Raw genomic sequence first — 20706 nt, 5'->3', positions numbered from 1 at the left:
ATCAATAGTTCACCTTGTCTTCCATTTCCGACCCGCGCTTCCACACCAGGACCTTGCGCAGGAAGGAACATACTTCGGTGCCATCCTGCTTGGTGCCACGTGTGCGCACGGTGACGATGCCCTGGTTGGGACGCGACTTGGATTCCCGCTTGTCCAAAACCTCAGACTCGGCGTACAGGGTATCCCCCACAAACAGCGGCGCGGTCATGCGGATATCGTCCCACCCCAGGTTGGCGATCGCTTTCTGGCTGATATCCGTCACACTCATACCGACCATCAGGGCCACAGTGAACGGGCTGCACACCAACGGCTTGCCGAACTCGGTGCCCTCCGCATATACCTTGTCGAAGTGCGCGGGATGGGTATTCATGGTCAACAGGGTGAACCAGGTGTTATCGGTTTCGGTGATGGTCCGCCCCGGGCGATGCTCATAGGTATCGCCCACTTTGAAATCCTCAAAGAAACGTCCAAAGGTCTCACGGTAGCGGTTTTCACCAACCTGCTTTACTTCTCCAGCCATAGCAATTTTCCACTGCGGTTTACACAAATTCTTTTTCAGTATTTCCACGGGCAATCAGCCTGCGCGCGCTGTCCACGATGGGCTGATCCACCATGCGGCCGTTCACCACCACGGCGCCGCCACGGGCCTGTTCAAAGGCATCGACAATATCCCGGGCCTGGCGCAGGGCCTCGGCGGTTGGGGCAAAACCCCGATGAATCCCGTCAATCTGCGCGGGGTGAATGGCGGCCTTGGCGGCATAGCCCAGCGCGGCGACACGGCGCGTTTCAGCCTCCAGCCCCAGAGAGTCCCGCACATCCAGGAACGGCACATCAATTAGCGGCAGGCGGTAGGCAGCGGCAATCACAGCCATCTGCGAACGCGCCCACAACAGAGGCTCCCAAGCGAATTCCGCGCCCAGCTGTGCGGCGAAATCACCGCCGCCAAACATCACCGCATCGAGGGTGCTATCGCGGCAGATCGCTTCCATAGCCAGCAGTCCCGATGCACTTTCCACTAGCGCGATCCACCCCACGGGCTGGTCCAGCAAGGTTGCTGCGGTGGCGACATCGCCAGCGCTTTCGGTTTTCGCCAACATCAATCTCGCGGGCAATCGGGCCTTGGAAAGCGCGTATAGATCTACCCTACCCTCATCACTCTCTGCAGCGCTGACACGAATCACAATGCGCTGAAGCAGAGACGGATCACACCCTTCGAGAAAGTCGCACACCATGCTGCGCGCATCCGCTTTCTGTGCCACTGGTACAGCATCTTCCAGATCAATGCACACCAGGTCGGCATCGCTGTCCAATGCCTTCTCAAACCGGTCGGGACGGTGCCCGGGAACGAACAACAGGCTGCGTGCGTTAAACATCAGAAGTGCTCCCAGCCGCGCAATGGTTCGCGCACCTGACGTTGCGGCACCTGCTCGGCAAAGGCGTCGGCGATACTCGCGCGCGTGGTAAACCAGACACCATCCTGAGCGGCGGCGTAACGCAGGAATTCATCCAGCGCACCGATCCTCCCCGGGCGACCGATAATGCGCAGGTGCAGGCCCAGCGACATCATGCGCGTGCGGCTTGCGCCCTCCGCCAACAGCGTATCCAGTGTGCGGCAGGCGTAATCGAGCCAGGCCTGCGGGGTCAGCGATGGCGCTGTCCAGAATTTCATATCGTTGGAGTCGATCGCGTACGGAAGCACCAGCATGGGTTTATCCGATCCCAGCACCGGGGCCCAGAAGGGCTCATCTGCACTGTAGTCGTCCATGTGGTAATCAAAGCCCTCCTCCTGCAACAACCGGCGGGTATTGTCCGTATGCAGGTAGCGGCTGAGCCAGCCACGGGGGCGCTGCCCGGTGGTTTGCTTGATCGACGCAATGGCATCGCGGATAAATTTCCGCTCTTGCTCTTCATTCATGGAGAACTGGTGTTGCCAGCGATAACCGTGGCTGCACACTTCGTGCTCACCCTCGGCAATAAAGCGTGCGATCTGCGGAGCCCGCTCCAGGGCCACTGCTGCCGCGCAGAAAGTGGTCGGCACCTGATAGCGCTCCAGCAACACCTGAATACGCGGCCAGCCCTCGCGAATACCGTATTCGTAATTGCTTTCGTTAGCGTGGGCGCGGATCGGCTTGCGCGGCGCCACACCCAGCTCGTCCACGGGCTCCGGGCCGCGATCCCCGTCGAGCAGTGTGCTCTCGGAACCCTCTTCCACATTCACCACAACCGAGAGTGCAAGCCGGGCATCTCCCGGCCAGTTAACGCTTTTACTCATGCCCGGTATTACTCCGTTTACTGGCTCAGTGATATTCCTCACCGCCCGAGACATTCATCGCCTCGCCGGTGATGTAAGAAGCTTCATCGGAACAGAGAAAGGCGCAGGCCTTGGCGGTATCTTCCTGCAACCCCGGGCGCCCGAGCGGAATGCGCGCACGCATGTCTTCCATATAGCGATCGTGGCCCTTACCGGTTACCTCGGAAAAGTGCGCGTTCTGCCAGGCTCCCAGGCCCGTGGTCACGTGGTTCGGGCAGATGGTATTGACGGTGATACCCGCAGGCCCCAGCTCTTGTGCTGCAGAGCGGGTCAGGCCGATGAGCCCGTGCTTGGATGCGGTATAAGCAGATGCATGGGCAAAACCGGATTTGGATGCCTGGCTGCCGATGTTGATGATGCGACCACCGCACCCCTGGCGCAGCATGATCTCGGCGGCGTACTTGATACCAAGGAAGGCACCGCGGAGGTTGACCCCCAACACCGCATCCCACTTATCAACGCCCATATCCACGACCGGATCCATCAGGTAACCGATTCCGGCATTGTTGACCCAGATATCCAGGCTACCGAAATGTCCGAGGGCGAATTCCGCCGCAGCCTGGACCTCCTGCGCATCGAGTACATTGCAGGCAACCGTGGCAACATCGCCACCGACTGCGCGGATTTCCGCGGCGATCTCTTCCATCTCGGCAGATGTACCCACCGCCTGCTCCGGCAGGTTCTCGCCGGCGGCGTGACCGATATCGGTCAGCACTACTTTTACGCCTTCCTGTGCCAGGCGTTTCGCCATGGCTTCTCCCAATCCCTTGCGTCGTCCGGCGCCGGTGATCACCGCCGCCTTGCCAGCCAGCTCCGGATACTTGCCCTGCACTTCTGTCATGCTGCGCCTCCTTGAAACGGGTCTGGTTAGATGGCTTCGGTCAGCATGAATTGCGGGTTATCCGCAAACTGCTGAAACTCCGACGCAACCTTTTGCATGGTCTCGCTGGACACATCCGCACCCAACTGCTGCATATCCTTCACCACCAGCAACTCGACGTACTGGTATGGCGCCGGCGCCTCCACGCCCAGGAGACCGGTGGTACGCAGTACGGAAAAATCGTCGATGGAGTTGAGCTTGCGCACGGTAGGAAGGTCGGTGGTCTTCGCCCACTCCTCGTAGTCAGAAGGGCTAACGCCCGGCTTGAGGTTGAACAGCACAACAATAGTGGTAGTCACGATAGCGCCTCCGCCTGATGGTCATTGATGTAACCATCCTATTCTTGAGCTAATGTTATGTCAATATAACATTTAACGCGACACGCACATCCTGGATGTTCAACGAGAGACCGGTTACTGCGGGCATACCCGCAGACAGCTGAAGAAGGGAAGGAATCCGCAAGGGGAAACGCAGCCGTGTGCGCCCGAGAGCGCACCGGCGTTGAGAGAACAGGGAAGAAAACGGGAGCTTCAGGCCTTGGCGGCAAGCCCCTCGACAAAAGCGTGGTAGGCAGTGCGCACCTCCTGCAACACGTCCTGCACTGGAGCAAAGCTGTTGACCCAGGTCCACCAGGCCCCTAGACCGGGAAACTCCGCCAGTGGCTCCGCCATCTCCACCAGCGGCGCCAGCTCCTGCAAGTACAGCATCGTGGGCGCCAGAGCGATATCCCCCAGGTTCAGCGGACGCTCGCCACCACCAAAACTGGCCAGCAACCGCTCGCCTTTGAGCAGCTCGGCACGCAGGCTTTGGGCGATCTCCGCAGTATTTCCTGCAGCCCCGATGGCAACACGGAACAGAGGGAAAAGCGCATTTGTTGCAAGATGAAGGTCGGCGTATCGGCCCAGCATACGCATCTGCGCACGGCCCAGCGCACTCTCCGGAACCAGTGAACCGCCGTTTGCGATCCCCGCCTCAGAAAGGTATTCCATGATTGCCCAACTCTCGGCAATGGTTTCCCCGCCGGAAAGCTCCAGCACCGGCACCTTGCCCAGAGGAAAACGCTGCATAAACGCCTCGGTACGCAGCGGTACCGGCGGCGGCAGAATTTCCAGCGGCAGCCCCTCGAGACGGGCCTGGATTCGAACCCGCGCGGCATACGGGGAATGAGGAAGGCTATACAGTTTCAAGGGCTCTCTCCCACAGTCAGTAAATCAGGTGCAGTCCGTAAGCCGCATTGGCCAACAGCCCCACCCAGATGGTGTAGACAAAGGGGCGACAGGAGGCGATGGAACTGCGAATGGATCGATTCACCGAATCACTTTCGTCACCGGACATCAGTTTCCCCCAGGCCGCACCAAACGATTTCAGCCTCATCCGGATCATCAGCCCGCACAACACCAGCAGCGCAAAGATTCCGAGTTTGATGGCCAGCCAGTCCGACGGGAAGATGACGTTGCTGATCAGCGCGTAGACTGCCAGCGACAGCAACAGGACGATAATACCTACACGAAAGTAGAAATCGAACCGGGTCAGCGCCGGCACAAACGACTTTCCATGGGCGAAATGCAAGGTTGCCACCATGAGCAGCCACCCCAGAGAAAAGGCCCACGCCAACCACAGCCATCCCGCGGCCACCGTGAACTGCCCGCTCATATGTGCCATCTGCAATCCCAGCGGCAGTATCAATGGCATACAAAAACGTGGCCCCTGGTCACACCCCATCATGATCGTGAGCGCGGTATTGCGCGCCTGCGGCGAGAGGTCGGAACGGGTCACATAGCGACTTGCATAAAAGGTGCCGAGATCTCCCCCCAGCCAGTAGACAAAGCACAGATTGTGCAGGAGCTTTACAAACAGATACGTACTCATGCTGGTTAATTCTTATCAGTTGAGGTAACAATATCGAACAGACGGTATTGCGTTAACGATACCGGCAAAAGGCGCCCAACGCACCGACCACAAAATCACCCGAAGTGGTCGGAAGCAAAAGCCTCGCTGGAGCCACATTGCCGCATTAGTTATATTGATATACCATTAGAACAACAAATACAATAGCAAGCACCGCCAGTCATTGCTCGGGAGCCCCAATGGAAACAACAACAAAAACAGCCAAAGAACTCTACCTGGAAATCAAAGCCAATCCGGCGCGCAAGCGGTTTGGATTCGGCCGCAAGGCCGTACTGGTCAATATCGACCCGCAAAAGGCCTACACCCGTACCGATCTGTTCAAAACTGCCTACGAGACCGACCCCAACCAGCTGCACTATGTCAACGAGCTGGCCAAGGGCTTCCGCGCCCGGGGCTGGCCGGTGGTTTGGACCCATGTCGCGTACATGGATTCCGGGGAGGATGCCGGTATCTGGGGAACCCGCACCGATACACCGGACTCCCTCCAGAACATCAAGTTTGACTCCACGCGCAGCGAGTTCGACGATCGCCTGGAGATCGACCGCAAGCGCGATGTCATTTACTGCAAGAAAATGCCCAGTGCATTTTTTGAAACCCAGTTGCAATCCCTGCTTGTCTGGCATCAGGTGGACACGGTCATTCTGACCGGTGGCTCTACTTCCGGCTGCATCCGCGCGACAGCCGTGGACAGCCTCTCCCGGGGCTACCGAACCATCGTTCCCGAGGAGTGCGTGGCCGATAAGCACGAAAGCTACCACTACGCCAACCTGACCGACCTGTCACTGAAATATGCCGACGTCGTCGATGTGGCCGAAGTCTTCCAGTGGCTGGAGCGAGGCGAATAATGACAGCGGATACCCCCCATAAGCCCGACCCCGGTTTCTACGACTACTGGCCCTATCACCAGCGCCCCAAGCTGACCTGGCCAAACGGTGCCAAAGTGGCTTTCTGGGTCGCGCCCAATATCGAGTTTTACGAACTGAACCCGCCGGCCAACCCCCACCGCAAAGCCTGGCCACAGCCGAGCCCGGCGGTGCCGGGATACAGTATTCGCGATTACGGCAACCGCGTCGGCCACATGCGCCAGATGGCATTGCTGGAAAAATACGGCGTGCGCGGCTCCATCTCCCTGTCCACCGCCCTGTGCGACCACCATCCGGAAATCATTGAGCTGTGTCGCGAGCGCCAGTGGGAGTTTTTCAGTCACGGGATTTACAACACGCGCTACACCTACGGCATGTCTGCCGAACAGGAGCGCAGCATGATCCGCGACTCCATGGAAACCATTTATCGTCATACCGGGCAGAAGTGTGCCGGCTATCTCGCGCCGGCACTGTCTCACTCGGAAGAGACCCTGGACCTGTTTGCGGAGGTGGGCACCGAGCTGTTCGGGAATGACGCCGGGTTTTATACCTGCGACCTGTTCCACGATGACCAACCCACTCCCATCAACCTGCGCAGCGGCAAGCGCTTTGTTTCGGTGCCTTACTCGCTGGAAATGAACGACACCATCGCCTATGTGGTGAACAAGGTCGAGCCGCGCCGCTACGGACAGATGCTGAAAGAGAATTTCGACCGGCTTTACCAGGAGGGGGCAGAGAGCGGCACCGTGATGTGCATCCCCACCCATAACTACCAGGTGAGCTGCCCGCATCGAATGCGCGCGTTCGAAGAAGCGCTGGAATACATTACCGGCCACTCCGATGTCTGGGTGACCACCGGCCGTGAAATCGCCGAATACTATCTCCAACACTATTACGATACCGCGCGTGCGGATATTCAAACAAAGAACCAAAGCACCCAGAGGGAACCGGCCAGCCCGGAGGTAACCTGCCCATGAGCAAACAGAAAGGCCTGGGGGCCGAACATCTGGAATATCCGCAACGCCACTACGGCATGGATCACGACCACTATCCATGGCAGATGCTCACGCAGCGGCAACCGGTACAGTGGGCCGAGGGAAAGCTCGCCCTTTGGGTGAATGTCAGCCTGCAGTTTTTCCCGCTCAACCAGCGTGGCAAACCCTTTCCTCCACCCGGCGGCATGACCATGCCCTACCCGGATTTACGCCACTTTTCCCTGCGGGACTATGGCAACCGGGTGGGCATCTATCGCATTTTGCGTGCGCTGGATCGGTACGGCGTGCGCCCGACGTTTGCGGTCAACGGGGAGCTCGCACAGCGCAGCCCGTACCTGATGCACATGCTGCGCGAGCGCGGCGACGAGATCATTGCACACGGCTGGAACATGGACTGCCCCCACTACGGCGGCCAGCCCCTCGATGAAGAAAAAAACCTGATGGGTAAAACCCTGGACGCACTGCGAAAGGAAAGCGGACAAGCCGTTACCGGCTGGCTGAGTCCCGGCAAGGTTCACAGTGAAAATACACCAGCCCTGCTTGCAGAAAATGGGGTCGAGTACTTCTGTGACTGGGTCAATGACGATATGCCCTACCGCTTCCACACCGGCAGTGGAGACCTCTGGGCCATGCCGCTGTCCACCGAGCTGGAGGACCAGTTCATCCTGCGCAACAACCTCCATTCGGAAACGTCCTACGCGGAGCAGATAGAAGATGCCTGTCGATTCCTGCTCGCGGAGGCGCGCCAGCAGGGAGGACGGATCCTCGCGCTCAACGTCCATCCGTGGATGCTGGGGCAACCGCACCGGATCAAATATTTCGAGCGCGTGCTGGAGTTCATCACCGCACAGCACGATGTGTTCAGCGCACCTGCGAGCACACTGCTACAACAGTGTTCACAGCCGGAACTCGAGCCCGCATAACGTGCCACTGGCATTTGACATAGAATGATATATCATTATGCGCTTTCGACCGGGCGAAGGACACAATGCTATGGATGCGGTAAAAACACTGTTCAGTAAACAGCAGCTGGAATCACTGACAGAAGAGTCGCACGCGCCACTCTACTATCAACTGTATGCCCTGCTGAAAAATGCCATTCTGAACGGCACGCTCGAGCGTGGCGATCAGATGCCGACCGAGTTACAACTTGCTGAAGCTTTCGGTGTTTCCCGCATCACCGCCAAGCGCGCCATGGATGAGCTGGCGGGAGAGAGCCTGGTGGAGCGACGCCGCGGCAAAGGTACTCACGTTATTTATGAGTACAAGCAGCAGCCGGTAAAGGCTCCGCTGGTAGGCATGCTGCAGGAAATCGAAAGTATGGCGCGGCACTCCGACGTGGATGTCCGCTCCTGCGAAATGTTGCAGCCTCCGGCAGAAATTCGCGAGGAACTCGGCCTCGGCACAGGCGAGACTGCGCTGCTGCTGGAACGTACCCGTTCCCGCGATGGTGCCCCCTTCGGTTACTACGTGAGCTGGACGGCAGGGTTGACCCGCAAGGTATCTGCCAAACAATTTGCCAAAACGCCGCGACTGGAAATTTTCCGCAAGCAGGGCCTGCAAATCACCCACGTCACCCAGACTCTCAGCGCCGAGGCGGCCACCAGTGAAAGCGCACGCGAACTGGCGACCACAGTGGGGGCACCGTTACTCAGCCTGACCCGCCGCTCTTACAGCAAGGTCGACGGCAAAGAGCAACTGGTGGATCTCCTTCATGTGCTCTACCACCCCGACCGCTTCAAATACCAGATGGATCTGAAGGCAGACGAAATCTGATTCCGGTCAGGTAACAGTACCTACCGTTGAGGGTGAGGAAGCAATGGCGTGTGGCCAGAGCTGCTCACCCGGCCAAATCCCCTCCAGTTTTTTCAGACGGACAGTCCATTCACTGCTCCCCTGCCGCCAGCAGTACTCCCGCAAAAGCCCCTGTCGCAAGCGATAAATCACACCGTCTTCATAGCGACCGCCCGAGTATTCGAAACAGTCCAGTGACCCGCCAGCGTACTCACCGGCTTCAGTGTTTAAATAGCGCACACGACGCCCGGAGAACTCAGGTGTAAATATTTTTTCGGTCTGTGCAGGCTCCCGGATCCAGGGAACCAGAATACGTGCCTCGCCGCCGTCCTGTGCCATCATTTTTCCCAGTAACTGCCCCGCAAAAATACGCAGCAGCGGGAAATACAGCGCCCCCGCAATCGCAATACTTCTAGACGGGCTTCCGGCACTGCGAAAACGGTAGACGCCATCGTTATGGCACCCTTCCCCGGCACGGTAGCAAGCCATAGCGACACACGCCTTACGCCCAACATCAAGCCAGCGCAACACGCAGCGCTTGATCTCCCCACCAGCCACCTCAGCATGCGCGGATATCACCACCGACAGGGCCGGTATCTCGCGCTGACTGCTAAGCCGGAACCCGCCGGCCTTGCGAGACAGCGCCCAGGATTCACTAATCGGCACAGGCACACCATCGCACAGGTATTCATATTCCCCCCGGGCCAGCACATCACCTTCCCCGCCGCAACGATTCAAAGCGTCGCTTCCTCTGTCACCAGCAGGCGTGCGGTAGATTGGTGCGCGCGACTGCGCAGCAGGTGCGTATTAGCGGAGATCATTTTGTTGGCGGCTGCCTGCGGATGCAGGCTCCCGATGGTGACTTCGCCGGCCTGCAAAGTGACCAGCGGCTTGTTGATATTGCCATCGAAGCGGCGCTCCGGCCACGGTGTCATCAGGGTAAATTCCCGCTCCAGACTGGCAAGCATTCCCCCCCTACCACTGAGAGCCGAGGAAGCCAGGCAGACGCGATTTTCCGCAGCGCGCGCGGAAAACAGTAACGGTAAATCACGCAGGCATCCTGCGCGACCCGCAGCCTCTGGCGACAGTGGCGCCAGTAAACAGTGTGCCCCTGCAAGGGCCGCCATACGCGCCAGCTCCGGATAAAGACTGTCGTTACCCACCAGGATCGCCACGCGTCCCCAGGACAAATCCACCACCTGAAGCTCGCGGCCCGCCGGTCGCAACCCGAGCGGACATCGATGAATCTGCGGCTGCGCCATGCGCCGGCCACCACCATCCAGCAACACCCCGGTATGCTGCCAGCCACTTTCCCCCCGCTCGATAATGGTGGTGCATACCTGGATGTCGTTTTCCCGGCAGACTTCCACGATCTGCGCTTCCGCCTCACGGCACAGTGCCGCTGTCAGGGGCCAGTCGTGCGCAGCGTTGCGCACCGGGAATATCGCGGGCAGCAAAGCCAGCTCGACGGTTTGCGGTAGCGCACGCAACAGGTCTGTCGCGCGTACAATGGCCCCAAGCCCCTCGCCCTCAGGGTCCAGCAGGGCAATCTCAATACGCTCGGCGGCATCAGAAGCCGGATCACAGGCCTGCCCTGCGAGCGGCCCGTAGAGCAACGGCCTGCGGCGAGCCAAAGCCCCCAGGCTCAACTGTTGACGTTCAGCGCGTTCGGGCAGATCTGCATATACCACTGCCTCCTGACCGCGCGCACCCGCTGCCAGCGCATTGCCGTCGGGCCCGACCACCTGACTCTCGCCTGCGCCGTACAGCAATGCCTCGGGGATCGCCGTCATTGCACTCACTGATGGAATCTCCTCGGCGGGAACCAGCGGCCCCACCTTGTTGGCCGCCACCAGGAACAGGCGATTTTCAGCAGCCCGGGCCCGCACATGCAGACTGGCTTCGTCGAAAGCAAAAGAATTCAGGGAGTTGCACAGCAGGTCTGCCCCCGCCAGTGCCAGACGTCGCGCGGGCTCAAAGCTGATGCCATCGCGACAGGCAATAAAGCCGATCTTTCCAAGCTCGGTATCTACCAGCCCGCCTGCACGGGTTGCCGGCACAAAAAAGTCATTTTCATGCCCCATCAAACTCTGCTTGTCCGCCTCGCCAAGCAGGCTCCCGTCGGGACCGTACAACAGAGAGGTAACGGTGATTGCCGGTGCCTCACGCCGCAGGGAAACGTTGATCAGTATGTAGCAGCGGTAGCGCTGCGCGCGCTCGGCAATAGCGGTTAGAAAATCACCCTCCAGGTGCAGGGCACAGTCCCACGCCTGCTCCTGGTCGCGATACCACGAAATGTGATTACAGAATTCCGGCAACACCATCAGGCGCGCACCTCCTGCAGCGGCGACATCGATCATACGCAAACAGGTGTTGAGGTTGTCGGTGATATCCGTACCCGTCGCGAACTGCAATGCAGCAACCCTTGGCATAGTTTCCCCCATTCGATGATTGCGTAAAGGAACCGCGATATTTACTATCAACCCAACAATTGTACTATTGTTATATCTTTATTACACTAGCGAAAACACACCCCTCCACTACGGCATCGGGAACCCGCAATATGGCAAACATCGTCATCACTGGCAGTACCAAGGGTATCGGTTTCGGCCTGGCCAAGGCCTTCCTCGCAACCGGTCACAAAGTTGTTATCAGCGGTCGCAGCGAAAAGAGCGTGCGCGATGCCCTCGAGCGCCTGCAAACACCGGCCTGCAAGTGTCAGGGGTTCGCCTGTGACACCAGTGACCCGGAGCAGGTAAACGCTTTGTGGCAGTTTGCACACACATCCCTCGGCAGCGTGGATATCTGGGTCAACAATGCAGGCCTTGCGCGAACTGGCTGGTCAATCCTGGATATTCCCCAGGAAGAAATTTCGGCAATGGTCCACACCAATCTGATGGGAACCATCAACGGTTGTCGTGTAGCGGCAACCGGCATGCAGCAACAGGGGCACGGCAAGATTTTCAATATGCTTGGCGGCGGCAGTGACGGGGAATATTTCCCGGGAATGGGCATTTACGGTAGTACCAAGCGCGGCCTGGACTATTTTACCGATGCCCTCGCCAAGGAGCTGAAACCCAGTGGCATACTGGTAGGGAAAATACGCCCGGGAATGGTCGTCACCGAAGCGATCATCCGGGAAGCCAAGGCCAATCCGGAACGGTTTGCCCGCTCGCGGAAATTTATGAACAACCTGGTGGATCAGGTAGATACCGTTGCGGCCTATCTGGCTGGGAAAATACTCGACTGCAACAAGAGTGGTGAAAAGATCCGCTGGCTGACCGGTGGGAAAATGGCCGCACGCATGTTGGTAGGTATGGTACGCAAGCGCGAAGACCAGTTCGCGCGGCACGGACTGTAAACCGGCAAAAAATAACACTCGGGCAGCATCCCGCACACATGAGGCAATCGACGATGGCTCAACCGCACTGGCTTGGTATCCAACTAGCGTCGGGGGTTTCCCGCGGCAACTTTGCCACCTACCTGTTTGCTGTATTCATTTCCTCGGGGTATGCCGGCGCACTCTCGGTACTGCAGCCCGGGCTATTACATGTCATGGGGATCGCGGCAGATACCCAGGCCATGCTCACTGGTTATCTGGGGGCACTGCAAGAGCTGGTATTCATTCTTTTGCTCGGCGCCGCAGGTGCGCTTTCCGATCGCATTGGCCGCCGCCCGGTTTACGTTTTTGGCCTCGCCGTTACCGGTATCGGTTTCACGCTGTACCCCCACGCCAGTTCCATTACACAGCTTGTCGCGTTCCGCCTGCTCGTGGCGGTCGGTAGTGCCGCCATGATCGGCATGATGGTGACAGTGGTAGCGGACTACGCTGCCGAGCGCTCCCGCGGGCGCGCCAACGGGCAACAGGCGTTGGCAGCCACCCTCGGGGCCTTTATCCCGCCGGTGCTCGCAAGCTTGCCGAAAGTATTCAGCAGCCAGGGACTGGATGAACTCGCCGCGCAGCAGTGGACCTTTGCGGTGGGCGGTGCGCTGGGCCTGGTTGCCGCAGCTGTGGTCCTCGCCGGTCTGGCTCCGAAAGTTGTACAAGCAACGACCACAGCACGGGAGTCCTTCAAAAACACAATACTCGGTGGTCTGCGGGCTGCGCGCGATCCCCAAACTGCTCTTTCTTACGGCGCGGCGTTTATATCCCGCGGCGACCTCGCTGTGACCGGCGCGTTCATCTCTTTATGGCTGGTGCAATACGGCACCCGCGAACTGGGACTCACCGCCAGCGAGGCGATGTTCCAGCTGGCGGTACCGCGGGTACTGGCAACCGTAGCCGGCGCCCTGCTCGGCTCCCTGATCATGGGACGCATCGCCGATCGCACCTCCCGCGTGACCGCTGTGGCCATGGCGTCGGGGCTCGCCGCCGCAGTGTACAGCGCCGTGTTCCTGATTTCCGACCCTTCCGCAGACTGGGTAATCGGCCTGCTATTTGTCATGGGTATTGCCGAGATCAGCGCCTTTGTCAGCAGCCAGGCCCTGGTTGGCCAACAGGCACCGGAAGCTTACCGCGGGGCAACCATTGGCTTCTTCGGCGTTGCCGGCGCCTTCGGGATTCTGTTGGGCACCTCTGGCGGCGGTGTGCTGTTTGCAAAAATTTCTCCAAGTGCCCCTTTTGTACTATTCGGTGCACTCAATTTTGCGGTATTTGTATGGAGCATGTGGCTTCGCAAAAGACTGAACAATAAAACAGCGGAACCTACCCAGGCTCCCGCATCAGCAATATCAACCAGCCAAATATGAGTTATTGATATGGAAAACGCACAAAATCTCACCAAAGAATTCGCCGCGCATCTGGGCGGTGATACGCATATCGATACCAGTGAAATTTTCAACACAGTCATGGCGACCCGCGACGCCATCTGGGAAATGATCCAGAACAGCCTGTCATTAAAAGAGGACCTGCGCTGCCAGGACCTGCACAATTTTGACGATCTGAACGGTGAACATGTCGGCCGCGTACGCACCTTTACCGGTGATGCCTCACCGGTGGACTGGGTGATTCACTCCAATATCGGCACACCGCAGAAAACGTTCACCAATATTCACCTGACAATCTATATGGATGACAGCGTGGATATTCCCCATCTGGGAATGGCCTTCGGCACCCTGCCCGATGCGTTTTTCTACATTGACCCCATGCCGCGCTATGAGCCGCTGTCCTACCCGGACTATCTGCAGAAATACCTCGCGCCGCTCAACAGCATTTACATGGAACTGCAGAACGATCTGTTCGAGGCCGGCGTCAAGCCATTCAACGCCGCCATGCCGTTTATCCGCTCGTCCCTGTCGCCGGTAGCGCTGGCCGGTGTCGTGCCGCTGGATTTCTATCGTGAAAAGGTAGAACCAAAGATTTTTGCCTATGTTGAGCACTGGCTGGGCCTGGTGCACGCAGCCAAGCCTGTTGAGTCCGCAGAAGTACGCGCGCAGCTGAAGCAACGGGACCAGCTGATCCGCCGTAATATCGTACACCTCGACCCGGCCAACCCGATCGCCGAACGTCTCGTCGGCAAACCCCTGGCCGACCGCCTGGTGCGTATCCTGTGTGCAGAAGAGCGCACTTGATGCAATTTTTTCCACCACGGCGGGACCTGCAAAATGCCTGATACGCTGCCCCAGTTAGTCGCGAAAGGCACCGTACTGTCGGTGCCCGGTATCTACGATGGGCTCAGCGCCCGGCTGGTGGAGCTGGCGGGCTTTGAGGCTGCCTTCCTGTCCGGTGCCTGCCTGTCGTTTGCACGCTTCGGGCGCCCGGATATGGGACTGGTCAGTGCGTCAGAGGTGGCGGACACCGTGGCCGTCATCCGCGAGCGCACGGAGCTGCCACTGATCGTGGATATGGACACCGGCTTCGGCAATGCGCTCAATGTAAAGCGCACCGTTGCAACGTTTGAGCGCGCCGGCGCATCCGCTCTGCAGATGGAAGACCAGCTGATGCCCAAACGCTGCGGGCACATGCAGGGCAAGCAGGTGATCAGCTGTGGAGAAATGGTCGGCAAGATTCACGCCGCCCTGGATGCACGGCGCAGCACCAATACGCTAATTTTCGCGCGTACCGACGCCCTTGGCGTCAACGGCTTCGACGACGCGCTGGAAAGGGCCGAACGCTATCTGGAAGCCGGCGCTGATGCCATCTTCATCGAGGCGCCCAAAACCGTGGAACAGATGCAGGCTATCGGCGAGCAGCTCGGCGGGCGCACGCCGCTGATTCACAATCTGGTCGAGGGGGGGAACTCTCCGGTACAGACCCTGGAAGAGTTGCGCGCGCTGAACTATCGCATCGCCCTTTACCCCGCCTCCCTGCTGCACCTGTTCATTCCGGCTGCACAGGACATGCTGGCGGAACTGCGCCACAGCGGGCACCTGCAGGCCAGGCGCAAGCAGATGATCGACCTGGCGGCCGTGAACAATCTCCTTGGCGCCGATGAACTGCTGGCAGCCAGCGAAGAATACCAATACGAATAAACGGTACCGATTTATGAACCGTGACTACTCTTTGCCCGAACTCACCAATTACATCGACGGTGTATTCAGCGCGCCCACCACAAGCCGCGGACATTACCTGTGCGATGCCAATTCCGGCGAACCCCTGCAGGAGCGGCGTAACAGCGACGCTGGCCAGGTGTCGAATGCGCTGGAAGCGGCAGACCGGATCCACGCCGAAGCCACCTGGGAAGAAACGCCAGCCCATGAACGCGCTACAGTCCTGGAAAACATCGCGGAAGAGCTCAGCGGTGAGACTTATGCGGACACCATCAGTACCGCCGATAGCCTTACCTCCGGCGCCATCATCCGCACCACACGCAAAATGGCCAAAATTCTCCCGATGGTATTTCGGGGCGCTGCAGCCTATCTGCGCGAAGGACACCTGGAGCAAAAGGTACCCGGCCCCTGTGGTGAAGTGGAGTATCTGCGACGCCCCTGGGGGCCTGCCCTGCTGATCGCTCCCTGGAATGGCCCCACTGCCATCGCCTCCCACAAGATTGCCAGTGCCCTGGCAGCGGGTGCTCCCTGTATTCTGAAGCCATCGGAATTTACTCCCCACTCCGCAGTGATGATGGCACGGGCCGCACATCGCGCCGGACTACCCGCAGGCACATTTCAGCTGGTACTGGGGGATCGCACAGTGGGCGCAACCATGGTGGAGGATCCGCGCATCAAGGCTGTGTCGTTCACTGGCGGACTGGCCGGCGGTCGCGCTATTGCCCGCGCCTGTGCCGACGACTTTATTCCCACGCAACTGGAACTCGGCGGCAACAATCAGCTGGTGGTGTTTGAAGATGCGGACCTGGATAAGGCCGCAACCGGCATCGCCTACGGCCTCACCAACCTCAATGGTCAGTGGTGCCGCGCACTGGGGCGGCTACTGGTGCATGAATCCGTAAAGGACGCCCTGCTCGACAAGGTACTGAGCCTGCTATCCAGCTTGCGCCTCGGCCACTCTCTCGACGAACAAAGCGATATGGGGCCACTGGTGCACCGCGGACACTTCGAGCAGGTACAGGCCGACATTGAGCGGCTACAGGCGAAAGGCGGACAACTGCTTTGCTCCACCCCGCTGCCGGACCTGAAAGGCAATTTTATTGCCCCGACCCTGGTGGATGGGTGCCAGCCAGCGGATACCCGCGAGGAAATTTTCGGCCCCGTGGCAGCGGTACACACCTTCCGTAACGACGAGGAAGCCCTGACGCTGGCAAACGGTACCGACCTGGGACTGGCGGGCTATGTGTACAGCGAAAATACGGAGCGCGCCTTCGCTTTCGCCCGGCGCATGCGCACGGGTGGTGTGAAGATTAACGGCTACAGCCTGCTGAGTATTGGCCAGGGTACCCCGCGCGGTGCCTGGGGCCTGTCAGGGCTCGGAGAGGAAGGTCATGCCCAGTCGATCGAGTTCTTTACCGGGGCACGGGTAATCGGCGTATCGCCACAGGATGCACTCGGGGGACGCTAAGGCGTCTCCCCTGGTGCGCCGCTTGATTTAATCGACCAGCGAGATCTCTTCCAACTGCTGAGGCTGTGCAATCTGGATCACCGCCTTGGAAAATTTCGGTGGACCGAAGCGGGGAACATGGCCATTGGAGAGGCCCACCGGCTCCTTCGGAATGCCGATAAAGTTGCGATCCATTTCGCCATTGGCGTTGTTGTCATGATGCACACTAATGGCGTATTGACCGTACGGCAGGCTCAGATCCACGGCCAGCTTTCCATCCACGAGACTCTCAAGCCCCACCTCCTGCGCGTAGAACTTGGTCTCACCGAGAAACGTATCTTTTGAGTCGTATACAGCGATATACAGTTTCCCGACCTGGGATTGAATATTCGAAACGGTCAGTTTGATATTCGCCGTTTCGGCACTGGCAAACACCGGCCCGCAGGTGAACACCACAAGTACAGCACGGAAGAAACGCAGTATTGGATAATTCATCGGTCAGCTCTCCTTTCAGGCCGAAACAGCGCCATTTTTGTTGATACGTACATCGGGTGTACTCAGATGAGCGGCGACTCTTTTTCAAGCTGCAAGCGACGCCAGGTATCCGCGCGGCCACCGGTGGTAACACCCAGCATTTCGCCCACCAGCTGGCCTGCCGCCATCAGTGCGGGCAGATCAATTCCGGTATCGAACCCCATCTGCTCGAGCAACATCACCACATCTTCACTGGCTACGTTACCCGTGGCTCCCGGGGCAAAGGGGCAACCGCCGATACCGCCAATAGAACTATCGAATTTGCGGATGCCCGACTCGAGCGCCGCATACACATTCGTCAAGCCAAACGCACGGGTATCATGGAAATGACAGGCCAGCTTTCCAGCGCCGTACTCCTGCGCCAGTGCGCCCATCAATCGCCCCACTGCCATCGGGTTCGCAGCACCGATGGTATCGGCAATGTTCACATCGTCCGCCCCCATGGCGAACAAGCGCCCCGCCAGGTCCAGCACCCGGCCCGGTTCGGTCGCCCCCTCAAAAGGACAACACCATGCTACCGCAATGCAGGCCACCACACGCACGCCGTCGGTTCTGGCGGCGGCGCAAATTTCCTGTGCCTGCGCCAGTGATTCCTCGATCGACATGCGCACGTTGCGCTGGTTCATGGTTTCACTGGCGCATACCACCAGCACAGCGGTGCCGGCACCCGCATCGCGTGCCAATGTGTACCCTTTGAGGTTGGGAATGAGCACCTGAAAGTCCACCCCGGCATCCGCCGACAAACCGGCGAGTACCGCATCGGTGCCAGCCATTGCCGGCACTGCCTTTGGCGACACAAAAGCGCCCGCCTCCACCGATCGCACACCTGCCTTGAGCAGTGCGCGAATCAGTTGTACGCGCTGGTCCACAGACAGTATTCGGGTTTGATTCTGCAGCCCGTCGCGCGGGCCCACATCATTGATCAGTATCTTTTCACGCATACCGTAATCCCTATCTTGCGCCCGTTACCTGCGCACTTCAAAAGCCATTTACCATCACGCCGCGTCGCCGTCTTGTTTGAGCGCCTCGATATCCGCGGGTGTATAACCGCAGAGCTCACTCAGAACCTGATCGGTATGCTGACCAATATGCGGCGCCGGCGAGAAGGAATCCTCGTGGGTACGGGACAGTTTGATAGGATTCCCCGGAGCCTTGGTGGTCTTCCCGTTCGGGTGGGCAATATCCACCACCATGTTGCGGTGCAGCACCTGCGGATCGCGCAGTGCCTGCTCCAGATTATTGATCGGCGCGCAGGGAATACGCTGGGCTTCAAGCTGTGCCAGCCAGGCATCGGTGGTGTCGGTGGCGAAAACCTCCGCCAGCTTGCTGTCGATAAGGTCCTTGTCCGCGAACCGCCCGGGCTGTCCGTCGTACTTGGGATCATCAAACTCCGGCACATTCACTACCGGCTTCAGGTTCTGCCAGAAGTTGTCGGTTATCACCGCGATGATGATGAAACCATCGGAAGTCGCGTAGCTGTTGTAGGGCACATGCACAAAGTGCGCGTTGCCGATGGGGTACGGGTTTTTACCACTGAGAAAATGCATGGTCGCCATGTAGTTCAGCATGGAAATCTGGCAGTCCACCATGGAGATATCGACGTGCTGGCCGCGATTGCTGGTAGCGCGTTCGGCAATCGCCGCGAGAATCCCCATCACCGCAAACATGCCACCGCCAAGGTCCCCGATGGGAATACCCGCACGCACCGGGTTGGAGGGATCGTCACCGGTAATCGACATGCCGCCGCCGTATGCCTGGGCCACCTGATCGAATGCCGGGCGCTTGGCACCGGGTCCATCTGAACCAAAGCCGGAAACACAGCAGGTAATAATGCGCGGGTTGATCTCACTCAATGTGTCGTAATCAATACCCAGGCGCTCGGGAACACCGGGGCCAAAATTGCTGATCACCACATCCGCCTGTTTTACCAGATCGTAAAATACCTGCTGGCCGCGCTCGCTTTTCAGGTTCAGTGCCACACTGCGCTTGTTGCGGTTGAGGGTCAGGTAATAGGCACCGAAGCCGTCGATGGAGTTCTCCGGATCATTCGCAAGTAACTTGCGTGTCCCCTCTCCGGCCAGCGGTTCGACCTTGATCAGATCCGCCCCGAGGTCAGCGAGAATCATCGCCCCATAGGGCCCGGACAACATATGGGTAAGGTCCAGTATTCGAATGCCATTCAGCGCCTTGTTCATTGGCCACTCCTTCCTAAATCAGCGATCAGACCACAATAAAGTATATTGTTATAATTTTAATACTTTACGGCCTGCTCGGATAGAGTCAGCGGCGCGATTCACAGCGGAAATCAGCATCTGAAAACAAAAAGACCCGCGGCGGCAAAAGCCGGCACGGGTCAGCGAGAGAAAATCGACGTTGGCAATCAGATGGACTTGCCGGTTTCCGGGTTGACCGGGGTCTTCCAGAACAGATACATGAGTGCAAAGTATCCCACCAGGATGGCTGTTGCCGTAATGGGATATTCCAGATAAAACACCCACGGTTCCCGGAACCAGCCCCACAGCACCGCCTGCTCGGGCAGATACCAGAAAACCCCACCTACCGCGATCGCATAGCGGATCGCCAGACCGGCCTCTTTCTGCTTAAGCTGTTTGGCGATAATGATTGCCGACCAGATGACGACAGCGCCAAACGCAATATAGTTGGCGATATGGTGCAGGCCGAGAATCCGCTCGTCGTTCACGATCAGCATCAGGGTGTACATAAACCAGTTGACAAAAAACAGCTCGACTGCCGCCACGCGGGCGTACTGGGGCTTGTAACCCTTGGTCGGCTTACCCGGTCGCAAGCCAAACAATTTACGCACCCACAGAATCAAGCGGCAACGTACATCCTGGTTCAGACCCATGTAGATCATCAACATAAAGCAGAACAGCGTACTACTCTGCAGGAATACATGCGCCCCCATAAAATAGGGCCGGGGAATCGAGGTATCACCGGAAAATAATGCTGTGACTTCCGCTTTACCCAGATACTGAATGCCAGTGTCCGTCTGCGCCAGCGCAAAATTATTCTCAGCACCAATAAAGTGCAGGTACATCTCAAACCAGAACACCCAGATCAGTGATCCACCCACAAACCCCATCCAGGTGCCCCGGACCTCGTTGTGTTTCAACCCCTTCCACACAATGACCAACCCCAGCAGACCGATCACAAACGCCACGGCGTAAGAGATTGCCATGGGAATGCCCGCATAGATAAGCGTCACCAGATAGATATGGGCGATCATTTTTTCCAGCACGATCCATGTCAATGCCAGAAGGCCAAGATAGGGAGCACTGTAAATTCGGGATTTTATTCCGGAGGGATATTCAATCGCGGCGACGGCCATTGTCGTTACCTCTTTATCTTTTTACTTATTTTCTAATTTTTCTTAGCACTATCAGGTCATAGCCACTGCTTGTGTTTTTATTTTGCGCAGTATCTCAATGAGCCAAAGCCGCTAAAGCGCACTGTCTTTTTATACG

The 20706-nt window shown here is 58.5% G+C and carries 22 protein-coding genes; 9 read left to right on the top strand and 13 right to left on the bottom strand.

Translation table 11 applies throughout. The features are described from left to right. Nucleotide 1 precedes the first annotated feature (1 nt). The 7 genes from ACONT6_RS07085 to ACONT6_RS07055 form a co-directional block, all read right to left on the bottom strand. A complete protein-coding gene (locus ACONT6_RS07085) occupies nucleotides 2–520 on the bottom strand; it encodes a MaoC family dehydratase (protein ID WP_428821035.1) in 519 nt (172 codons plus the stop codon). Nucleotides 521–539: 19 nt separating this feature from the next. After that, on the bottom strand, nucleotides 540–1373 hold the full coding sequence (locus ACONT6_RS07080; RefSeq protein ID WP_428821034.1) for an HpcH/HpaI aldolase/citrate lyase family protein: 834 nt from the start codon (nucleotides 1371–1373) through the stop codon (nucleotides 540–542). Beyond that, nucleotides 1373–2272, bottom strand: a complete 900-nt coding sequence (locus ACONT6_RS07075) for a polysaccharide deacetylase family protein (protein WP_428821033.1) — start codon at nucleotides 2270–2272, stop codon at nucleotides 1373–1375. The genes ACONT6_RS07080 and ACONT6_RS07075 overlap by 1 nt, the downstream gene beginning before the upstream one ends. Nucleotides 2273–2297: 25 nt before the next feature. Then, the gene (locus tag ACONT6_RS07070) at nucleotides 2298–3152 is read right to left on the bottom strand and encodes an SDR family NAD(P)-dependent oxidoreductase (protein WP_428821032.1); all 855 of its coding nucleotides are present in this window, start codon (nucleotides 3150–3152) and stop codon (nucleotides 2298–2300) included. Nucleotides 3153–3178: 26 nt separating this feature from the next. Next, entirely contained in the window at nucleotides 3179–3490 is a 312-nt protein-coding gene (locus tag ACONT6_RS07065; protein ID WP_181253381.1) for an REDY-like protein HapK, read from the bottom strand. A gap of 231 nt (nucleotides 3491–3721) precedes the next feature. Then, a complete protein-coding gene (locus tag ACONT6_RS07060) occupies nucleotides 3722–4378 on the bottom strand; it encodes a glutathione S-transferase family protein (protein WP_428821031.1) in 657 nt (218 codons plus the stop codon). Nucleotides 4379–4394: 16 nt separating this feature from the next. Then, entirely contained in the window at nucleotides 4395–5060 is a 666-nt protein-coding gene (locus ACONT6_RS07055; RefSeq protein ID WP_428821030.1) for a hypothetical protein, read from the bottom strand. A gap of 218 nt (nucleotides 5061–5278) precedes the next feature. Between ACONT6_RS07055 and ACONT6_RS07050 the strand changes: the two genes are divergently transcribed. The 4 genes from ACONT6_RS07050 (at nucleotide 5279) to ACONT6_RS07035 (ending at nucleotide 8733) form a co-directional block, all read left to right on the top strand. Then, nucleotides 5279–5944 (top strand): isochorismatase family protein, encoded by a 666-nt coding sequence (locus tag ACONT6_RS07050; RefSeq protein ID WP_181253387.1) that lies wholly within the window; start codon nucleotides 5279–5281, stop codon nucleotides 5942–5944. After that, nucleotides 5944–6939, top strand: coding sequence for a polysaccharide deacetylase family protein (locus ACONT6_RS07045; RefSeq protein ID WP_428821029.1), 996 nt, complete (start codon nucleotides 5944–5946; stop codon nucleotides 6937–6939). The genes ACONT6_RS07050 and ACONT6_RS07045 overlap by 1 nt, the downstream gene beginning before the upstream one ends. Next, a complete protein-coding gene (locus ACONT6_RS07040) occupies nucleotides 6936–7880 on the top strand; it encodes a polysaccharide deacetylase family protein (RefSeq protein ID WP_428821028.1) in 945 nt (314 codons plus the stop codon). Before ACONT6_RS07045 ends, ACONT6_RS07040 begins: the two co-directional genes overlap by 4 nt. A gap of 70 nt (nucleotides 7881–7950) precedes the next feature. After that, nucleotides 7951–8733: a GntR family transcriptional regulator gene (locus tag ACONT6_RS07035; protein ID WP_181253391.1), complete on the top strand. Its 783-nt coding sequence runs from the start codon at nucleotides 7951–7953 to the stop codon at nucleotides 8731–8733. Between the two features lie 6 nt (nucleotides 8734–8739). Here the strand turns inward: ACONT6_RS07035 and ACONT6_RS07030 are convergent, their stop codons facing one another. Together ACONT6_RS07030 and ACONT6_RS07025 are read right to left on the bottom strand one after the other, a co-directional pair. Next, nucleotides 8740–9489 carry a hypothetical protein gene (locus ACONT6_RS07030; RefSeq protein ID WP_428821027.1) on the bottom strand — a complete coding sequence of 250 codons (750 nt, stop codon included), beginning with the start codon at nucleotides 9487–9489 and terminating at the stop codon, nucleotides 8740–8742. Further along, nucleotides 9486–11183 (bottom strand): nitrilase-related carbon-nitrogen hydrolase, encoded by a 1698-nt coding sequence (locus tag ACONT6_RS07025; RefSeq protein ID WP_428821026.1) that lies wholly within the window; start codon nucleotides 11181–11183, stop codon nucleotides 9486–9488. The genes ACONT6_RS07030 and ACONT6_RS07025 overlap by 4 nt, the downstream gene beginning before the upstream one ends. 131 nt (nucleotides 11184–11314) lie before the next feature. Here ACONT6_RS07025 and ACONT6_RS07020 point away from each other — a divergent pair, with 131 nt between their 5' ends. The 5 genes from ACONT6_RS07020 to ACONT6_RS07000 are packed head-to-tail and all read left to right on the top strand — an operon-like array spanning nucleotide 11315 to nucleotide 16708. Continuing rightward, on the top strand, nucleotides 11315–12112 hold the full coding sequence (locus ACONT6_RS07020; RefSeq protein WP_181253397.1) for an SDR family NAD(P)-dependent oxidoreductase: 798 nt from the start codon (nucleotides 11315–11317) through the stop codon (nucleotides 12110–12112). Nucleotides 12113–12165: 53 nt separating this feature from the next. Next, nucleotides 12166–13500, top strand: coding sequence for an MFS transporter (locus ACONT6_RS07015; protein ID WP_428821025.1), 1335 nt, complete (start codon nucleotides 12166–12168; stop codon nucleotides 13498–13500). A 9-nt stretch (nucleotides 13501–13509) separates the two neighbouring features. After that, the gene (locus tag ACONT6_RS07010) at nucleotides 13510–14322 is read left to right on the top strand and encodes a hypothetical protein (protein ID WP_428821024.1); all 813 of its coding nucleotides are present in this window, start codon (nucleotides 13510–13512) and stop codon (nucleotides 14320–14322) included. A 33-nt stretch (nucleotides 14323–14355) separates the two neighbouring features. Further along, nucleotides 14356–15222 (top strand): isocitrate lyase/PEP mutase family protein, encoded by an 867-nt coding sequence (locus ACONT6_RS07005; RefSeq protein WP_428821023.1) that lies wholly within the window; start codon nucleotides 14356–14358, stop codon nucleotides 15220–15222. A gap of 13 nt (nucleotides 15223–15235) precedes the next feature. Further along, on the top strand, nucleotides 15236–16708 hold the full coding sequence (locus ACONT6_RS07000) for an aldehyde dehydrogenase family protein (RefSeq protein WP_428821022.1): 1473 nt from the start codon (nucleotides 15236–15238) through the stop codon (nucleotides 16706–16708). A gap of 27 nt (nucleotides 16709–16735) precedes the next feature. Here ACONT6_RS07000 and ACONT6_RS06995 read toward each other — a convergent pair whose 3' ends face one another. The 4 genes from ACONT6_RS06995 to ACONT6_RS06980 all read right to left on the bottom strand — a co-directional run bounded on the left by ACONT6_RS06995 (nucleotide 16736) and on the right by ACONT6_RS06980 (nucleotide 20570). Then, the gene (locus ACONT6_RS06995) at nucleotides 16736–17182 is read right to left on the bottom strand and encodes a DUF2141 domain-containing protein (protein WP_428821021.1); all 447 of its coding nucleotides are present in this window, start codon (nucleotides 17180–17182) and stop codon (nucleotides 16736–16738) included. Between the two features lie 62 nt (nucleotides 17183–17244). After that, complete coding sequence (locus ACONT6_RS06990) at nucleotides 17245–18162, bottom strand: hydroxymethylglutaryl-CoA lyase (protein WP_428821020.1); 918 nt, start codon at nucleotides 18160–18162, stop codon at nucleotides 17245–17247. Nucleotides 18163–18216: 54 nt separating this feature from the next. After that, nucleotides 18217–19416: a CaiB/BaiF CoA transferase family protein gene (locus tag ACONT6_RS06985; protein WP_428821019.1), complete on the bottom strand. Its 1200-nt coding sequence runs from the start codon at nucleotides 19414–19416 to the stop codon at nucleotides 18217–18219. 185 nt (nucleotides 19417–19601) lie between these two features. Further along, nucleotides 19602–20570, bottom strand: a complete 969-nt coding sequence (locus ACONT6_RS06980) for a hypothetical protein (RefSeq protein ID WP_428821018.1) — start codon at nucleotides 20568–20570, stop codon at nucleotides 19602–19604. Nucleotides 20571–20706 lie beyond the last annotated feature (136 nt).

Origin of the sequence: Microbulbifer sp. MCCC 1A16149 (assembly GCF_050368945.1) — a bacterium.
Taxonomy (GTDB): Bacteria; Pseudomonadota; Gammaproteobacteria; order Pseudomonadales; family Cellvibrionaceae; genus Microbulbifer.
The sequence above is the reverse complement of the archived record's forward strand: the minus strand, read 5'-3'. Positions and strand labels throughout refer to the sequence as shown.

Bases quoted from the DNA above. Each gene is read 5' to 3' on its own strand.
- ACONT6_RS07035 (WP_181253391.1), top strand. From the start codon at position 7,951: ATGGATGCGGTAAAAACACTGTTCAGTAAACAGCAGCTGGAATCACTG.
- ACONT6_RS07000 (WP_428821022.1), top strand. From the start codon at position 15,236: ATGAACCGTGACTACTCTTTGCCCGAACTCACCAATTACATCGACGGT.
- ACONT6_RS06990 (WP_428821020.1), bottom strand. From the start codon at position 18,162: ATGCGTGAAAAGATACTGATCAATGATGTGGGCCCGCGCGACGGGCTG.
- ACONT6_RS07020 (WP_181253397.1), top strand. From the start codon at position 11,315: ATGGCAAACATCGTCATCACTGGCAGTACCAAGGGTATCGGTTTCGGC.
- ACONT6_RS07025 (WP_428821026.1), bottom strand. From the start codon at position 11,183: ATGCCAAGGGTTGCTGCATTGCAGTTCGCGACGGGTACGGATATCACC.
- ACONT6_RS07040 (WP_428821028.1), top strand. From the start codon at position 6,936: ATGAGCAAACAGAAAGGCCTGGGGGCCGAACATCTGGAATATCCGCAA.
- ACONT6_RS07015 (WP_428821025.1), top strand. From the start codon at position 12,166: ATGGCTCAACCGCACTGGCTTGGTATCCAACTAGCGTCGGGGGTTTCC.
- ACONT6_RS07005 (WP_428821023.1), top strand. From the start codon at position 14,356: ATGCCTGATACGCTGCCCCAGTTAGTCGCGAAAGGCACCGTACTGTCG.
- ACONT6_RS07085 (WP_428821035.1), bottom strand. From the start codon at position 520: ATGGCTGGAGAAGTAAAGCAGGTTGGTGAAAACCGCTACCGTGAGACC.
- ACONT6_RS07045 (WP_428821029.1), top strand. From the start codon at position 5,944: ATGACAGCGGATACCCCCCATAAGCCCGACCCCGGTTTCTACGACTAC.
- ACONT6_RS07070 (WP_428821032.1), bottom strand. From the start codon at position 3,152: ATGACAGAAGTGCAGGGCAAGTATCCGGAGCTGGCTGGCAAGGCGGCG.
- ACONT6_RS06980 (WP_428821018.1), bottom strand. From the start codon at position 20,570: ATGGCCGTCGCCGCGATTGAATATCCCTCCGGAATAAAATCCCGAATT.
- ACONT6_RS07010 (WP_428821024.1), top strand. From the start codon at position 13,510: ATGGAAAACGCACAAAATCTCACCAAAGAATTCGCCGCGCATCTGGGC.
- ACONT6_RS07075 (WP_428821033.1), bottom strand. From the start codon at position 2,272: ATGAGTAAAAGCGTTAACTGGCCGGGAGATGCCCGGCTTGCACTCTCG.
- ACONT6_RS06985 (WP_428821019.1), bottom strand. From the start codon at position 19,416: ATGAACAAGGCGCTGAATGGCATTCGAATACTGGACCTTACCCATATG.
- ACONT6_RS06995 (WP_428821021.1), bottom strand. From the start codon at position 17,182: ATGAATTATCCAATACTGCGTTTCTTCCGTGCTGTACTTGTGGTGTTC.
- ACONT6_RS07055 (WP_428821030.1), bottom strand. From the start codon at position 5,060: ATGAGTACGTATCTGTTTGTAAAGCTCCTGCACAATCTGTGCTTTGTC.
- ACONT6_RS07050 (WP_181253387.1), top strand. From the start codon at position 5,279: ATGGAAACAACAACAAAAACAGCCAAAGAACTCTACCTGGAAATCAAA.
- ACONT6_RS07080 (WP_428821034.1), bottom strand. From the start codon at position 1,373: ATGTTTAACGCACGCAGCCTGTTGTTCGTTCCCGGGCACCGTCCCGAC.